At 36.4% G+C, this 14865-nt stretch carries 12 protein-coding genes; 10 read left to right on the top strand and 2 right to left on the bottom strand.

The window, feature by feature from the left end:
- The first annotated feature begins 11 nt into the window (after nucleotides 1-11).
- The 10 genes from wecB to FTU17_RS05945 all read left to right on the top strand — a co-directional run bounded on the left by wecB (nucleotide 12) and on the right by FTU17_RS05945 (nucleotide 11488).
- Nucleotides 12-1133, top strand: coding sequence for a non-hydrolyzing UDP-N-acetylglucosamine 2-epimerase (gene wecB / locus FTU17_RS05990; RefSeq protein ID WP_180134907.1), 1122 nt, complete (start codon nucleotides 12-14; stop codon nucleotides 1131-1133).
- Nucleotides 1133-2152: a hypothetical protein gene (locus tag FTU17_RS05985; protein WP_180134906.1), complete on the top strand. Its 1020-nt coding sequence runs from the start codon at nucleotides 1133-1135 to the stop codon at nucleotides 2150-2152. Before wecB ends, FTU17_RS05985 begins: the two co-directional genes overlap by 1 nt.
- Nucleotides 2153-2159: 7 nt before the next feature.
- Complete coding sequence (locus FTU17_RS05980) at nucleotides 2160-3224, top strand: EpsG family protein (protein WP_180134905.1); 1065 nt, start codon at nucleotides 2160-2162, stop codon at nucleotides 3222-3224.
- 19 nt (nucleotides 3225-3243) lie between these two features.
- Nucleotides 3244-4395: a glycosyltransferase family 4 protein gene (locus FTU17_RS05975; RefSeq protein ID WP_180134904.1), complete on the top strand. Its 1152-nt coding sequence runs from the start codon at nucleotides 3244-3246 to the stop codon at nucleotides 4393-4395.
- 1 nt (nucleotide 4396) lies between these two features.
- Complete coding sequence (locus tag FTU17_RS05970) at nucleotides 4397-5017, top strand: sugar transferase (protein ID WP_180134903.1); 621 nt, start codon at nucleotides 4397-4399, stop codon at nucleotides 5015-5017.
- Nucleotides 5018-5038: 21 nt separating this feature from the next.
- Nucleotides 5039-5914: a UTP--glucose-1-phosphate uridylyltransferase GalU gene (gene galU / locus FTU17_RS05965; RefSeq protein ID WP_180134902.1), complete on the top strand. Its 876-nt coding sequence runs from the start codon at nucleotides 5039-5041 to the stop codon at nucleotides 5912-5914.
- Between the two features lie 12 nt (nucleotides 5915-5926).
- Nucleotides 5927-7180: a nucleotide sugar dehydrogenase gene (locus FTU17_RS05960; protein WP_180134901.1), complete on the top strand. Its 1254-nt coding sequence runs from the start codon at nucleotides 5927-5929 to the stop codon at nucleotides 7178-7180.
- Nucleotides 7180-8853, top strand: coding sequence for a glucose-6-phosphate isomerase (gene pgi, locus FTU17_RS05955; RefSeq protein WP_180134900.1), 1674 nt, complete (start codon nucleotides 7180-7182; stop codon nucleotides 8851-8853). Before FTU17_RS05960 ends, pgi begins: the two co-directional genes overlap by 1 nt.
- The gene (gene galE / locus FTU17_RS05950) at nucleotides 8846-9862 is read left to right on the top strand and encodes a UDP-glucose 4-epimerase GalE (RefSeq protein WP_180134899.1); all 1017 of its coding nucleotides are present in this window, start codon (nucleotides 8846-8848) and stop codon (nucleotides 9860-9862) included. The genes pgi and galE overlap by 8 nt, the downstream gene beginning before the upstream one ends.
- Nucleotides 9863-10045: 183 nt before the next feature.
- On the top strand, nucleotides 10046-11488 hold the full coding sequence (locus FTU17_RS05945; protein ID WP_180134898.1) for a capsule assembly Wzi family protein: 1443 nt from the start codon (nucleotides 10046-10048) through the stop codon (nucleotides 11486-11488).
- A 106-nt stretch (nucleotides 11489-11594) separates the two neighbouring features.
- Here FTU17_RS05945 and FTU17_RS05940 read toward each other — a convergent pair whose 3' ends face one another.
- Nucleotides 11595-12965: a phosphomannomutase CpsG gene (locus FTU17_RS05940; protein ID WP_180134897.1), complete on the bottom strand. Its 1371-nt coding sequence runs from the start codon at nucleotides 12963-12965 to the stop codon at nucleotides 11595-11597.
- 56 nt (nucleotides 12966-13021) lie between these two features.
- Nucleotides 13022-14860 carry a glutamine--fructose-6-phosphate transaminase (isomerizing) gene (gene glmS, locus FTU17_RS05935; RefSeq protein ID WP_180134896.1) on the bottom strand — a complete coding sequence of 613 codons (1839 nt, stop codon included), beginning with the start codon at nucleotides 14858-14860 and terminating at the stop codon, nucleotides 13022-13024.
- Between the last annotated feature and the right edge of the window lie 5 nt (nucleotides 14861-14865).

The raw sequence follows: 14865 nt of genomic DNA, 5'->3' as shown, positions 1-14865 counted from the left end.
AAATTAGTTTTATGAAAATTCTATTGGTTTTTGGAACTAGACCCGAAGCTATTAAAATGGCTCCATTATATCTTAATTTATCTAAAAACTATAAATTAGATATAAAGGTGTGTGTAACTGGGCAGCACCGAAATATGCTTGATCAGGTGTTAAAATTATTTAAAATAACACCAGACTTTGATTTAGATATTATGAAAAGTGGTCAAGATCTAACAGATGTTACCGTTAGAATTTTAGATGGATTAAAAAAAATATTTTGTAGCTATACTCCAGACTTGGTTTTAGTTCATGGCGATACTGCAACTACTTTTGCTACTACTTTAGCATGTTATTTTCATAAAATTAAAGTTGGTCATATTGAAGCGGGCTTAAGAACAAATGATATTTATGCCCCATGGCCTGAAGAAGGTAATAGACGACTAACTGGCGCAATTTGTAATTATCATTTTGCTCCTACTCAAGAAGCTAAAAATAATTTGGTCAAAGAAAATATTGATTTAAAAAATATTATTGTGACAGGAAATACGGTAATTGACGCTTTGTATTATGTTGTTGATAAAATAAAAAAGGATAAGGAGATTTTAATAAAATTAGAAGAACAATTCTCATATTTAGACCATGAAAAAAAATTAGTTTTAATTACTGGTCATAGACGAGAAAATTTTGGACAGGGTTTTCAAAATATATGTCAAGCAATTAGTGATTTAGCTAATGATTATCCTGAAGTACAGTTTCTATATCCTATGCATTTGAATCCAAATGTAAGAGAACCTGTAATGAAGTATCTATCTAATAAAGATAATATTTTTCTGATTGAACCTTTAGAATATTTACCTTTTATATATTTAATGAATAGGTCTTTTTTAATTCTAACAGATTCTGGTGGTATACAAGAGGAAGCTCCTTCTTTAGGTAAACCAGTTTTGGTTATGCGCGATACTACTGAAAGACCTGAAGCTGTAGCTGCGGGTACTGTAAAATTGGTAGGGACAGATGTACAACTTATAAAAATGGGAGTGTCTAACTTACTTAATAATTCAGATTTATATATGGAAATGAGTAAGTTACATAATCCCTATGGTGATGGAAAAGCAAGTCAACGTATTGCTAATTTTTTGAGTGATCTTTCATAATGACTAATAAAATTATTTTCTTCTTACCTAAGAAAACTATGAATGAAGCAACAGTTTATTACGTTGATATCCTTAAACATGGATTTATAAAAGCAGGGTATAGTGTTGAAGAAACTGAAGATTTATCAGATTTAAAAAAAATTAATAAGATTTTTGTAATGTCAGCAAAATGGTGTTTTATAGTCAAACTTTTTAATCCAAAAGCAAAAATTGTTACTTGGTTCCAGGGGCTTGGTGCTGAGGAAGCACTAATGACTAGAAATTCACTGGTCAGAAAAAGACTATGGAATTGCGTTGAATTTTTTGCATTAAAATTTTCTTGGATAAATATTTATGTATCGGAAAGAATGCATAATTATTATCAAGACATTTATAGAGTAAAAGATAAGAATTTTTTTATTATGCCATGTTTTAATAAAAAGCTAAATGAAGATGCTTTTAATCTGGTTGATAAGTATGATAAACCTTCATTTGTATATGCTGGGGGGTTAGATAAGTGGCAATGTATTGAGGAAACTTTGGATATATTTTGTCAGATTGAAAAGAGTATTCCAGCGGCGAGTTTAACTTTATTAACAAAAGACAAAATTAAAGCTGAAGAATTAATAAAAAGATATAATATTAAAAACTATAAAATTAGTTTTGTTAGTTTAAATGAATTGGACGCTGAACTTATGAAATATAAGTATGGTTTTCTTATTAGGCAAGATCACATTGTTAATAATGTGTCTACGCCAACAAAAATGAATTCTTATCTAGCTAATGGAGTAATTCCAATCTACACAAATGTAATCGATGATTTTAACGAAAATATTAGAAAAAGCAATTATTTCGTAATGTTGAATGCATATGATACAGTAAAAACGTGGAAAGAAACAATCACTAGGTTTGATTCTTCTTCAAGTTTAATTGATTTTAAAGGTAATTTTTTAAATGAGGTTAGATTGGTTTTTTTAACTTATTATAATCAAGAAAAATATATATTAAATTTTTGTGATTTTTTAAAAAAGATAGGGTAATTATCTGATGTTAATATATTGGTTGGTTTGGGGGTGGATAACCCTACTAGCTTTTTTTGAAAAAAATAACATTATTTTTAAATATCTTTACGCTTTTACTTTTGTTTTTATAATTTTATTTGTTGGTTTTCGCTATGAAATAGGAGTGGATTGGTATACCTATTTAATAATTTATGATTATCTAGACGGCCTTAGTTTTAAAGACACTATTTTATATACTGATCCAATGTATGGTGCATTTAATTATTTATCAAATAAAATTGGTATTGAGGGGATGTGGCTTGTAAATTTAAGCTGTTCTATAATATTATTTTATTTTCTTTATAAATTCTCAGAAAAATTTAAATATGTTGCCATACCTTTTTTTGTTAGTTATACATATTTTATAATTGTAGTTTCTATGAATTATGTTAGGCAATCTGTAGCTATATCTATATCTTTGTTGGCTTTATACTTTGCGATGAATAATAAAAAATATAAATTTTTATTATTAATTTTTTTTGCTTCATTATTTCATAAGTCTGCAATTTTTTTAATTGTTATATTTCCAATTTTTTATATTTTAAAATTTAGATTAAATAAATTAATGATTTTTATATATGTTTTTTTATCAATAATATTTATTACAGGTGCTCTATATTATTCATCAATTAATGGGGAGAATATATATACTAGTTCTGATAGTGAACTTAGTTCTAGTGGTGCTTTATTTCGTTTAACTTACCATTTGATTCCGATTTATTTGTATTTATATAGTAGAAATATTTTTAAAAGTGAATTTGGTAAAAATATTTTTATATTGGATTTCTTGTTGATTTTAATTTTTTATTGTGTGTTTTTAGCCTTTTTTTATTCAACTTTGTCTGATAGGTTTAATTTGTATTTATATTTTTTTGATGTATTTGTTTATGCGTTTTTGTGTGGAGTCTATGGTCTCAAAGCTAGAATTTACTTATTAATTACAATTTTTTTATTTTCAACCTTAACATTATTTATTTGGTTTAATTATGGTAATTTTGCTGATGAAGGTTGGATTCCTTATCAAAATTATTTAATTAAATTCCTATTTTAACTATAGAGTGGTTAAAAAAATGATCCAGAAGAGAGTTGTTTTGATTGGAAATACAGCATCAATGATGCTGAATTTTCGTTCTGATTTAATTAAGGAATTTTTGTTGAATAATTGGACGGTTTATGCTTTTGTATGTGATTTTAATGAAGAACAATTAAAAAAATTGGAAGGATTAGGCACTCACCCTATTACTTATAAAATGAATAGAGCTGGTCTTAATCCATTTTCAGATTTTAGAACGATATATGAACTAAAATCGAAAATTAATCAAATTAAACCAGATATAGTATTTTCTTATTTTACGAAGCCTGTAATTTATGGTTCTATAGCTGCTAAGTTGGCGCATGTACCAAAAATTAATGGTATGATTGAGGGATTAGGCTCTCCTTTTACTGAGCATAAAAATGGTCAAACCATTAAAATTAAAATTATAAAATTTGTTCAAATTTCTCTTTATCGGATAGTTTTTCCTTTTTTAGATAAAATTATTTTTTTGAATAAGGATGATCCTGTTGATTTAATAGAAAAGAATAAAATTTATCATACACCAAATGCTGTAAATGTTTTAGGTCCTATCGGCCTGAGTTTGTGTGATTATCCTTATAAACCTTGGAATGACTCACAAAATATCTCTTTTATCTTTGTGGCGAGACTGCTTGCTGAAAAGGGTATTTATGAGTATCTAGAAGCAGCAAAAATTGTAAAATTGAAGTATCCTAAAACCATTTTCAAAGTAATTGGAGGTTTGGATTTAGAAAATCCATATGGCCTTTCACAATCAGAATTAGATAAACTTATAGCGTCGAAGCTTATTGAATATCCTGGTTATGTAAATAATGTATCTGAACATGTAGCAGAGAGTGCAGTATTTGTATTACCTTCATATTATCGAGAAGGCGTACCTCGCAGTACACAAGAAGCAATGGCCATTGGCCGCCCCGTAATTACGACAGATGTACCGGGTTGTCGTGATACTGTAATTGATGGGGTCAATGGATTCTTAATTCCTAAATGGGATGTCAATGCACTTGTAGAAAAAATGTGTTTTTTTATTGAAAACCCTGACCAAATCAACATTATGGGCAAGGAAAGTTATAAGATTGCATGTGAAAAATTTGATGTTCATAAAGTAAATAAAAAACTATTTGAAATTATGGAAATTGAAGACTGATATGAAGCGCATTGTTGACATAGTAATTTCATTGATTGCACTCGTCCTTTTATCACCAATTTTTTGTTGGGTTGCATTTAAGGTTCGTAACAACTTAGGTTCACCTATTTTTTATCTTCAAGAACGCCCTGGAAAAGATAGTAAATTATTTAAAATGATTAAGTTCCGATCGATGAAAGATGCATTTGATAAAGAAGGAAATCCTTTACCAGACGATCAACGAATTACACCATTTGGGCATAAATTACGAGCAACAACATTAGATGAAATGCCACAACTTTTAAATGTACTAAAAGGTGACATGAGTATTGTTGGACCACGTCCACAAATGAAAGACTTTTTGGAACACTATACTTCTGAGCAAATGCGAAGACATGACGTAAAGCCAGGTATGACAGGGCTTGCTCAAGTCAGTGGACGCAATAATCTCTCATGGGAAGAAAAATTTGAGTTAGATGTACAATATGTTGATACGCATACGATATGGCTTGATTTTAAAATTATGTTTAAAACAGTTGAAGTCATGTTAAAGAAAGAAGGTATTAATGCTCCGGACCAAGAGGTTGGAGCTGTCCGTTTTTCAAGCCAAAATAATTCTCAGTCCGAATCAATCGATAAATAAATTATTTTTTTAATGAATCATATGATCAAAAAAGCCATTCTCCCTGTCGCAGGCTTAGGTACACGTTTTTTACCTGCGAGTAAATCCATTCCCAAAGAAATGGTCACCGTGGTTGACCGACCAGCGATTGAATATGTAGTTAAAGAAGCAATTGCTGCTGGTATTGACCAGATTATTTTGGTCACACACAGTTCAAAAGCATCAATTGAAAATTATTTTGATCGAAATTTCGAACTAGAAACAACCTTAGAAAATAAAAAGAAATTTGATTTACTCAAAGAAATCACTGAAATTTTACCGCCACATGTCAGTGTGATCAGCGTACGTCAACCACAGCCACTTGGTTTAGGCCATGCTGTACTGTGTGCAAAAGCTGTAGTAGGTGATGATGATTTTGCTGTGCTATTACCAGATGTTCTTGTAAAAGATTCATCAGAAACCAATGATTTGAGCTTAATGATTCAACGTTTTGATGAAACTAATGCATCACAAATTATGGTGGAAGCTGTACCAGATCACATGGTCGATCAATATGGCATTGTGGATGTTGCATCGACACCTGCTGAAGGTCATAGCATCCAAATGCAAGGGATTGTAGAAAAGCCCGCAGTGGGTAAAGCACCATCAAATCTTTCTGTGGTTGGTCGTTATATTTTGCCTGCGAAAATTATGCAATTACTTGAGAACACGCCTAAAGGGGCAGGTAATGAAATTCAACTCACCGATGCAATTGCAGCTTTGCAAGCGACCGATACAGTGGAAGCCTATCGCATGAAAGGGCAAACCTTTGATTGCGGCAGTAAACTGGGCTATCTCAAAGCAGTTTTACATTATGGCGTAGACCATCCAAAATTAGGTGAGGAATTTAAAGCGCTGATCAAAGAACTAAAACTATAAAAAGAGATTGATATGAAGGTTGCAGTATTTGGACAAACGCTCTTTTCAGGTGTATTTGCTGCTTTGCTAGCAGAATGCGGTCATCACGTTTTTTGGTATGAACCACTGAAAACGTATGAAAGCGAACATGTGTTTATGCAAGATGAAGCTGTAAAAAATCTACTCAACAAACAACAAAGTAGTTTTTTAAAATACTGCGACTTTAATGATATTCCTTTAGATGCAGATGCTTATTTCTTCAGTTTTAACCCTGCCGAAGAAAAGCAATGTATTGAAATTCTTCAAAACATCAAACAACGTCCCATTATTCACCCTAAACTGATGATCAATGCGTCTACTTTAGGACTACATGGGACAGAAAAATTTGCAAAAATTTTGCATGAAGATGAGTGGGTCTATTTACCCGACATGATTCAGGAAGGAAACGCTTTACAAAGCTTTGCCCAAGCCAAGCAGTTGATTGTTGGGTCTGCATCAGATGCTGCTCAAATTAAAATTAAGGAACTCTTACGCCCTTTATTCCCACGTCAGCAGCAGTATCTTTTTATGCCCATTTTAGATGCTGAATTTACCAAGTTGAGTATCTCTGGCATGTTGGCGACACGAATTAGTTATATCAATGACTTGGCAATGGTTGCTGAGAAATTAGGCATTGATATTGAGTCAGTTCGTCAGGGGATGGCTGCGGATAATCGTATTGGAGGATCTTATCTCTATCCGGGTGCAGGCTTTGGTGGAGAAAATTTTTCACATGATATTCAGACCCTAACGCATACGGTGTCAGGTGTTGGTGCAAATAGCCAATTACTAGCTCAAGTTTGGGAAATTAATGAGCAGCAAAAAGAAGTTTTATTCCGCAAATTATGGAATTATTATCATGGTGATTTAAAAGGGAAAACTGTTGCAATATGGGGCGCTGCATTTAAAGAAAAAACGTCCAGTACGCGACAATCTCCTATTCATGCCATGCTGAAAGCACTATGGGCACAAGGCGTTAAGGTTCAATTGCATGATCCTCAAGCCTTGGCGGAAATTAAAAAAATATACGGTGAGCGGCCTGATCTGATGTATTGCACAACGCAATATGAGGCAGTGCAAGATGCACATGCTTTGTGTTTATTGACTGCATGGAAACAATATTGGAGTCCGAATTATGCCGAGTTGCTTAAAACCATGCAGCATCCGCTGATTTTGGATGGGCGCAATATTTATGATCCAGCGTATGTGAAGACTCAAGGTTTTGCATATATGGGGGTAGGACGTTAATGGCTATGAAAACTCAACCCTATACGGTCGAACATTTAGATTCAGTTGTAGGCGGACTTCATAGTTTGAAAACTGAATTTGAAAATAAGCATTTAACAGAACTCTTTGCTGAAGACCCTCAGCGATTCGAAAAATTCTCTGTGCCTTTAGAGCCGGTGGTTTTTGATTTTAGTAAACATAGAGTCAATCAGCCCGTTGTCAAAAATCTAGTCCAGTGGGCACAGACACAAGATTTACCGTCGTGGATAAAGCGTTTATTTTCTACTGAAGAAATTAACTATACCGAACAGCGTGCAGCTATGCATTGGGCGCTGCGTTTGCCGAAGCAGGATCGCCAGCATGCTGAAATAGCAGCTCAAGTGCATGCACAACTTGAGCGTATGTATGCTTTGGTAGAAAAAATTCATGCTGGCCAATGCCGCGGTGCAACGGGTGAAGTCATTCAAGACGTGGTCAATATTGGTGTCGGAGGGTCAGACTTAGGACCACTGATGGTGAGTCATGCCTTATCTGATTTCAAAAAATCCACACATAAGCCACTCAATGTGCATTTTGTGTCGACCATTGATGGTAGCCAGCTTTCAGATTTATTGCATCAACTTCGCCCCGAAACCACGCTATTTATTATTTCTTCAAAATCGTTCGGGACCATTGATACCTTATCCAATGCGCAAACAGTTCGTTTATGGCTCGAAAAAGCACTTGGACAAGAATCACAAATTTTAAAGCATCATTTTATTGGCGTATCTACCAAAGCAGATAAAATGACAGAATGGGGTATTGCAGCCGAAAACCAATTTTTGCTCTGGGATTGGGTTGGCGGTCGCTATTCACTTTGGTCATGTATTGGTTTACCGATTGCACTGACGATTGGAGTTGATGGCTTTAAACAACTGTTAGCTGGCGCATATGCGGTAGACCAGCATTTTCAGACGGCACCTTTCGAACAAAATATTCCTGTATTAATGGGCTTATTGGGTGCGTGGAATAATAATTTCCTTGATATTCAGACCCATGCAGTACTGCCCTATGATGGGCGTTTGAAATATTTCGCCTCTTATTTGCAGCAGTTGGAAATGGAGTCGAATGGTAAATCGATTCAGCGTAATGGTCAAAAAGTGGATTGGGATACTTGCCCGATTATATGGGGGGAAGTGGGACCAAATGCGCAACATGCTTTTTACCAATTGCTGCATCAAGGCAGTCAAGCAGTGAGCTGTGATTTCATTGCGCCAGTGCAGCGCTATCAGGCCCAACAATTTACCTATGTCGATAATGCAGAGGCGCTGGTAGAACAGCATCATTTGGCCTTATCCAATTGTTTGGCTCAATCGCGCTTACTGGCATTTGGTAATCAAGCTTTAAATCAACAAGAAGTACAAGATTTGCCGGAATATAAACAATATGAAGGCAATCAACCAAGTTCAACCATTTTATTGCAAGAGCTAAATCCATATAGTTTGGGCATGTTGATCGCAATGTATGAACATAAAGTTTTTGTACAGTCGGTGCTTTGGAACATTAACCCGTTTGATCAATGGGGTGTAGAAAAAGGCAAGGAAATTGCCAATCAGCTACTTCCAATATTAAATGGTGATCGAAAGGATATTTCGGATTTAGATGGCTCAACGCAAGGCTTACTACACATATTATTAGGAAAAACAAATGGCTAAAATTTTAGTAACAGGTGGTGCAGGTTATATTGGTTCACATACTTGTATTCAACTTTTGAGCGCAGGGCATGAGGTTGTTGTACTGGACAATTTATCCAACAGTTCTGTCGAATCTTTAGCACGTGTTCAAGCGTTGGCAGCTAAAAAATTAGATTTTGTTGAAGGTGATATTCTCGATCAGCAAATTTTAGATCAAATTTTTCAGCATCATTCTATTGATGCTGTGATTCACTTTGCAGGTTTAAAAGCTGTGGGTGAAAGCCAAAAAAAGCCACTAAAATATTTTGAAAATAATATCTCAGGTTCTATTAGCTTAGTTAAAGCGATGGAGCGTGCTCAAGTCTTTAAGTTGGTCTTTAGTTCATCGGCAACCGTTTATGATGAAGCCAATATTTCACCCTTGAATGAAACCATGCCTACAGGTATGCCAAGTAATAACTATGGCTATACCAAACTGATTGTCGAGCAATTACTAGAAAAATTATCGGCTGCAGATGAGCGCTGGTCAATCGCTTTGCTGCGTTATTTTAACCCTGTAGGGGCACATCAAAGTGGTCAAATGGGTGAAGACCCACAAGGGATACCCAATAATTTGATGCCTTATGTCACACAGGTGGCAGTCGGCCGTCGTGATAAGTTGTCAATTTTTGGCAATGATTATGACACGGTAGATGGTACAGGTGTGCGTGATTATATTCATGTAGTTGATTTGGCCAATGCACATTTATGCGCATTGAATCATCGTTTAAAAACGCAAGGATGCCGCGCTTGGAATATTGGTACAGGCAATGGGATTTCAGTAAAACAAATTCGAGATACTTTTGAGAAGGTAAATGGTATTGAGATACCCTTTGAATATGTACCTCGTCGAGAAGGTGATGTTGCAACCTCATTTGCTGATAATGCCCGTGCTGTCGCAGAATTAGATTGGCAGCCTCAATATGGTTTAGAAGATATGTTGAAGGATAGCTGGAACTGGCAAAAGCAAAATCCGAATGGATACAACTAAGATTTAAATTTAGTGTGTAAATTCATTAAAGACAGTATGGCGAATTTTGTATTTGCCATATTTCTAACTATTTAACTTAAGTCATGAGTCGTGTATTGATTGTGCAAAAATGATGATAGATCTTATCTTTTATTTGAAAAAAATCGTTATCATATGTGAAAGATAAATTGATTGAAATAATATATGAAATATCAAACCCTTAGAGTTCTATCACTTGCGATTTTTTCTTCTCTAGCTCTGCCGGTTTACGCTCAAGGGATCATTTTGAATAATGATGATCTACGTATAGATCTAAATTGGCTAAACCAACAAGGTGTGATCCAAATCAGTACCTCGACTTGGCCATTGAGTGGTGAAGAAATTCAGCGTGCGTTATCTACTGCCAAAATTGAAAATAATGCTCAGCAGAAAGTTGTCAATTCGGTTATGGCAAATGTAGAAGCAGAAAATACCTCTATTAAGTTGGCTTTATTTGCTGAAACAGATCTACAAAACATCCCGCAAAAATTTGCAGATGAGCAAAAATCGCAATATCAAGCGGCGCTTGAATTGAATGCAGGTGGAAAGCAGTGGGATGCAAGACTGCGAGTAAATGCTGAAAAAGATCCAATCATTGATCATGGGCAGGATGTCAATTTAGAAGGTTCTTATATTGCAGGAAAATTGTGGAATCAATGGTTGATTGCGGGACAAATCCCAACCTATTGGGGACCTGGACATGAAGGAAGCCTAATCCGTGGTGATGCGAGTCGCCCTGTTTATGGTTTTACTATGCAAAGAGCAGAACAACAGGCCTTTGAAACAAAGTGGCTGTCATGGATTGGACCTTGGCAATATCAAGCTTTTGCAGGTCAATTAGATGACTACAGTGCGATTCCAGATGCCAAACTATTAGGGCTGCGTCTAACTTCACAGCCATTGCCTTACTTGGAGCTAGGCGCTTCTCGAATTCTTCAATGGGGAGGTGAGGGGCGCTCAGAAAGTTTTGACTCATTATGGAATGCAATTAAAGGTAATGACAACTTTTATGATGGCGATCTAGATAAGTCTAATCAAATTGCAGGTTTTGATGCACGCCTTAATTTAAACCACTGGAGTGGTGTGCCGATTAGCCTTTATGGGCAATATGTAGGTGAAGATGAAGCTGGGCTTCTTCCTTCAAAAAAAATGTATTTAGCTGGTGTCGATTATTCTTCACAATTGAATAATTTACCTCTGCAGGTGTATGCAGAATGGGCTGATACTCGAACCAATGGAGACGTACAAGGTATTTCCTATAATCACTATATTTATCAAGATGGCTATTATCAACACGGCTTCCCGTTAGGGCATGCCATGGGCGGGGATGGTCAAATGCTAAGTCTCGGTGGAGACATTCGCTTTGATGTTATGAATCGCTTAAATGGGCGAGTAATGGTGGCAAAAGTTAATCAATCAAATTCGATAAATAATCAGGCATTTACTCAAAAAGATGAAATTAAAGCTTTAGATCTTACTTGGACACATTACTTAAAACCAAATGCGCCATTGAAACTGAATGGATGGGTGAGTGATTCTGATGTCTATGGTCAAGATGCGGGAGTGTCTATCGGAGTCGAAATTCCATTGGATCGTTCATTATTTTAATCAGTTGTCAGCTTAAATAGAATTTCTTTCTAGTTGAGCTAAGAAAAAAACCATTCAACTTAATGAATAAGTTGAATGGTTTTTTTTATTGGAATGCAGAACAATACTAACCTTGAATCAGCTGTGTTAATTCATCCACGTAGGCTTGCATCGGTTTCGGATTTTGGTCTTTACGGCTTTCAATGTTAAGACGCAATAAAGGTTCAGTATTAGAAGCACGTACATTTAGACGCCATGCACCAAAATTCAGACTGACGCCATCTGTTTCATCAATCGCAGGATTTTGATCGGCAAAGTGATCAAAAATCTTTTGAATGGTGGCTTGAGTATCCGCAACTTTAAAATTGATTTCACCCGAACAAGGGAACTTTTCAATCATACCTTCAACCAGTGAAGACAATGTTTGCTGGGTTTCTGAGAGTACAGAAATCGCCAATAACCAAGGAATCATACCACTGTCACAGTAAGCAAAATCACGGAAGTAATGATGTGCTGACATTTCACCGCCATACACTGCATTGTGCTCACGCATTTTTTCTTTAATGTATGAATGCCCTGATTTAGACTGAATCGCTTCACCTTGGTATTGTTCAATCACATCAAAGGTATTCCAAACCAGGCGAGGGTCATGCACAATTTTCTCACCAGATTGTTTCAGTAAGAACGCTTGTGCCAATAGACCGACAATATAATAGCCTTCAATGAATTGACCTTTTTCATCAAATAAGAAGCAGCGGTCAAAGTCACCATCCCACGCGATACCCATATCTGCATGATGGTCAATCACCGCATTACGGGTGCTGTCACGGTTTTCAACTAAAATCGGGTTGGGAATACCATTCGGGAAGGTGCCATCGGCATCGTTGTGAATTTTGACAAATTCAACAGGCATATTGAACTGTTTAAATTTTGCTTCAATGGCATCAACCACATGACCAGCAGCGCCGTTACCCGCATTCATGACCAATTTGAGTGGGCGAATTTTAGCAGGATCAATATATGATATTAAATGATCAATATATTCAGGCAGAATATTGTATTTTTCAGTCTTGCCTTTAGTGATAACTTCATTAAAGTTGCCTGATTCAGCCAATAAACGAATTTCTTTTAACCCTGAATCTGCTCCAATCGGACGTGCATTTTCGCGGACCAATTTCATGCCGTTATAGTCCATCGGGTTGTGGCTTGCCGTGATTTCGATCCCACCTTGAACATCTAGATGAAAGGCACCGAAATAGACTTCTTCAGTCCCCGTCATACCTAAATCTAATACATCAACACCCGCATCATTCAGACCTTTGATGGTGGCTTGTTTTAAATCTTCACTGCTGAGACGGATGTCGCAGCCCACCACAATCTTGTTTGGTTGATAAATTTGCCCATACGCACGACCAATTTTATAAGCAATCTCTTCATTGAGTTCTGTACCAAGTTTGCCGCGGATATCATAGGCTTTAAAACAAGTAAGCATTGTCATGTTATTTCCAACTATAGAAAAAAGGGCTGGAAATTCCAGCCCTTGATCAAAAATTATTATTCCACCGTCACTGACTTCGCCAAGTTACGTGGCTGATCGACATCTGTTCCACGCAGCACGGCAACATGGTATGAGAGTAATTGCACGGGTACGCTGTATACGATTGGTGACAATATTTCATTCACACTTGGCACATAAACCACGTGTTGACGATCTTTCGCTTTGATGCCGCTGTTTTCATCTGCAAAAACAAACAACTCACCACCACGCGCTTGCACTTCTTCCATATTCGATTTGAGTTTATCCAACATGTCATCTTGTGGAGCAAGAATCACCACAGGCATATCATTATCAACCAGTGCCAATGGACCATGTTTTAATTCACCAGCCGCATAACCTTCTGCGTGGATATATGAAATCTCTTTAAGTTTCAAAGCACCTTCAAGGGCGATAGGGAACTCAGTTCCACGACCCAAGAATAGACAGTGATTTTTTTCAACAAATAATTCTGATAGACGTAGAATCTCAGCATTATTTTGTAAAGTATCTAAAATCACTTTTGGTGTATGCCAAAGCGCTGCAATAATTTCAGAAACACGGTCAGTTGAAATGCTTTGCTTAATTTGACCAATTTTCAATACCAATAGCATTAATGCCGCAAGCTGTGTGGTAAATGCTTTGGTCGAAGCAACACCAATTTCAGGGCCTGCGAGCGTCAACAAACTGTAGTTGGTTTCACGGACCATCGACGAGGTTGCCACGTTGCAAATGGTCATGGTGGTGATATTCAAGCTTTTCGCTGCTGCACGCTTTTGCGTATCACGCAGTGCAGCTAAAGTATCGGCTGTTTCACCTGATTGAGAAATACAAACATACAGTGTGTTATTCACAATCACAGGCGAGCGATAACGGAATTCACTGGCAATTTCGACTTGGCAAGGCACATCGATCAGTTGTTCAAACCAATATTTGGCAATCATACCGGCATGGTAGCTAGTACCACAAGCGATGATTTGCACTTGTTGAATTTGGCTGAAATCTTGAGCTGCATTGGCAAGGAAATCATCACGAAGCGCATTACCATTTAATGCTTGTGAAATCGTTTGCTTAATCGCTTCAGGCTGCTCATAAATTTCTTTGAGCATATAGTGTTTATATTCACCTTTTGAAGCATTGCTGACAGTCGCATCAAGCTCTTTGACTGGTCGATTCACCAATTTACCATCGACGAATACTTCAATGGTATTACGTGTCAAACGTGCAATATCACCTTCTTCAAGGTAGATAAAACGGTTGGTAATCGGTAAAAGTGCCAATTGATCCGAGCTAATAAAGTTCTCGCCAATACCGACACCAATCACAAGAGGTGAACCTTCACGGACCGTGATTAATTCATCAGGATAGTCGGTATGTACGATACCCAGTGCATAAGCACCTTTGAGTTGAGGCACGACACTTTTAACTGCTTCTAAAAGACTCGGAGTGCTTTTTAAAGCATCATTGACTAAATGCGCGACAACTTCTGTATCTGTTTGTGAGGTAAAGACATAACCAAGTGCTTCAAGATCATCTTTAAGCTCTTGATAGTTTTCAATAATACCGTTATGAACAACAGCCACATTGCCTGAGATATGCGGATGGGCATTATTTTCAGTCGGTTTACCATGGGTTGCCCAGCGTGTATGTGCAATACCGACCGAACCTGCGATATCTGCTTCTTCAACGGCTTGTTCAAGATTTGCAACTTTACCTACGCGACGTTCACGTAGAACATGGCCTTTATTAATCAGCGCTAAACCCGCAGAGTCATAGCCACGATATTCAAGACGCTTTAAGCCTTCAATTAAAATATTGGTAATACTACGTTCTGCAACGCCGCCGACGATACCACACATAATGA

This window comes from Acinetobacter sp. YH12070 (genome assembly GCF_013419625.1).
Taxonomy (GTDB): Bacteria; Pseudomonadota; Gammaproteobacteria; order Pseudomonadales; family Moraxellaceae; genus Acinetobacter; species Acinetobacter amyesii.
Note: the sequence above shows the minus strand (reverse complement) of the source record. Positions and strands in the feature narration are given on the sequence as shown.

Bases quoted from the DNA above. Each gene is read 5' to 3' on its own strand.
- galE (WP_180134899.1), top strand. From the start codon at position 8,846: ATGGCTAAAATTTTAGTAACAGGTGGTGCAGGTTATATTGGTTCACAT.
- FTU17_RS05975 (WP_180134904.1), top strand. From the start codon at position 3,244: ATGATCCAGAAGAGAGTTGTTTTGATTGGAAATACAGCATCAATGATG.
- FTU17_RS05985 (WP_180134906.1), top strand. From the start codon at position 1,133: ATGACTAATAAAATTATTTTCTTCTTACCTAAGAAAACTATGAATGAA.
- FTU17_RS05960 (WP_180134901.1), top strand. From the start codon at position 5,927: ATGAAGGTTGCAGTATTTGGACAAACGCTCTTTTCAGGTGTATTTGCT.
- FTU17_RS05980 (WP_180134905.1), top strand. From the start codon at position 2,160: ATGTTAATATATTGGTTGGTTTGGGGGTGGATAACCCTACTAGCTTTT.
- FTU17_RS05945 (WP_180134898.1), top strand. From the start codon at position 10,046: ATGAAATATCAAACCCTTAGAGTTCTATCACTTGCGATTTTTTCTTCT.
- wecB (WP_180134907.1), top strand. From the start codon at position 12: ATGAAAATTCTATTGGTTTTTGGAACTAGACCCGAAGCTATTAAAATG.
- galU (WP_180134902.1), top strand. From the start codon at position 5,039: ATGATCAAAAAAGCCATTCTCCCTGTCGCAGGCTTAGGTACACGTTTT.
- glmS (WP_180134896.1), bottom strand. From the start codon at position 14,860: ATGTGTGGTATCGTCGGCGGCGTTGCAGAACGTAGTATTACCAATATT.
- pgi (WP_180134900.1), top strand. From the start codon at position 7,180: ATGGCTATGAAAACTCAACCCTATACGGTCGAACATTTAGATTCAGTT.
- FTU17_RS05970 (WP_180134903.1), top strand. From the start codon at position 4,397: ATGAAGCGCATTGTTGACATAGTAATTTCATTGATTGCACTCGTCCTT.
- FTU17_RS05940 (WP_180134897.1), bottom strand. From the start codon at position 12,965: ATGACAATGCTTACTTGTTTTAAAGCCTATGATATCCGCGGCAAACTT.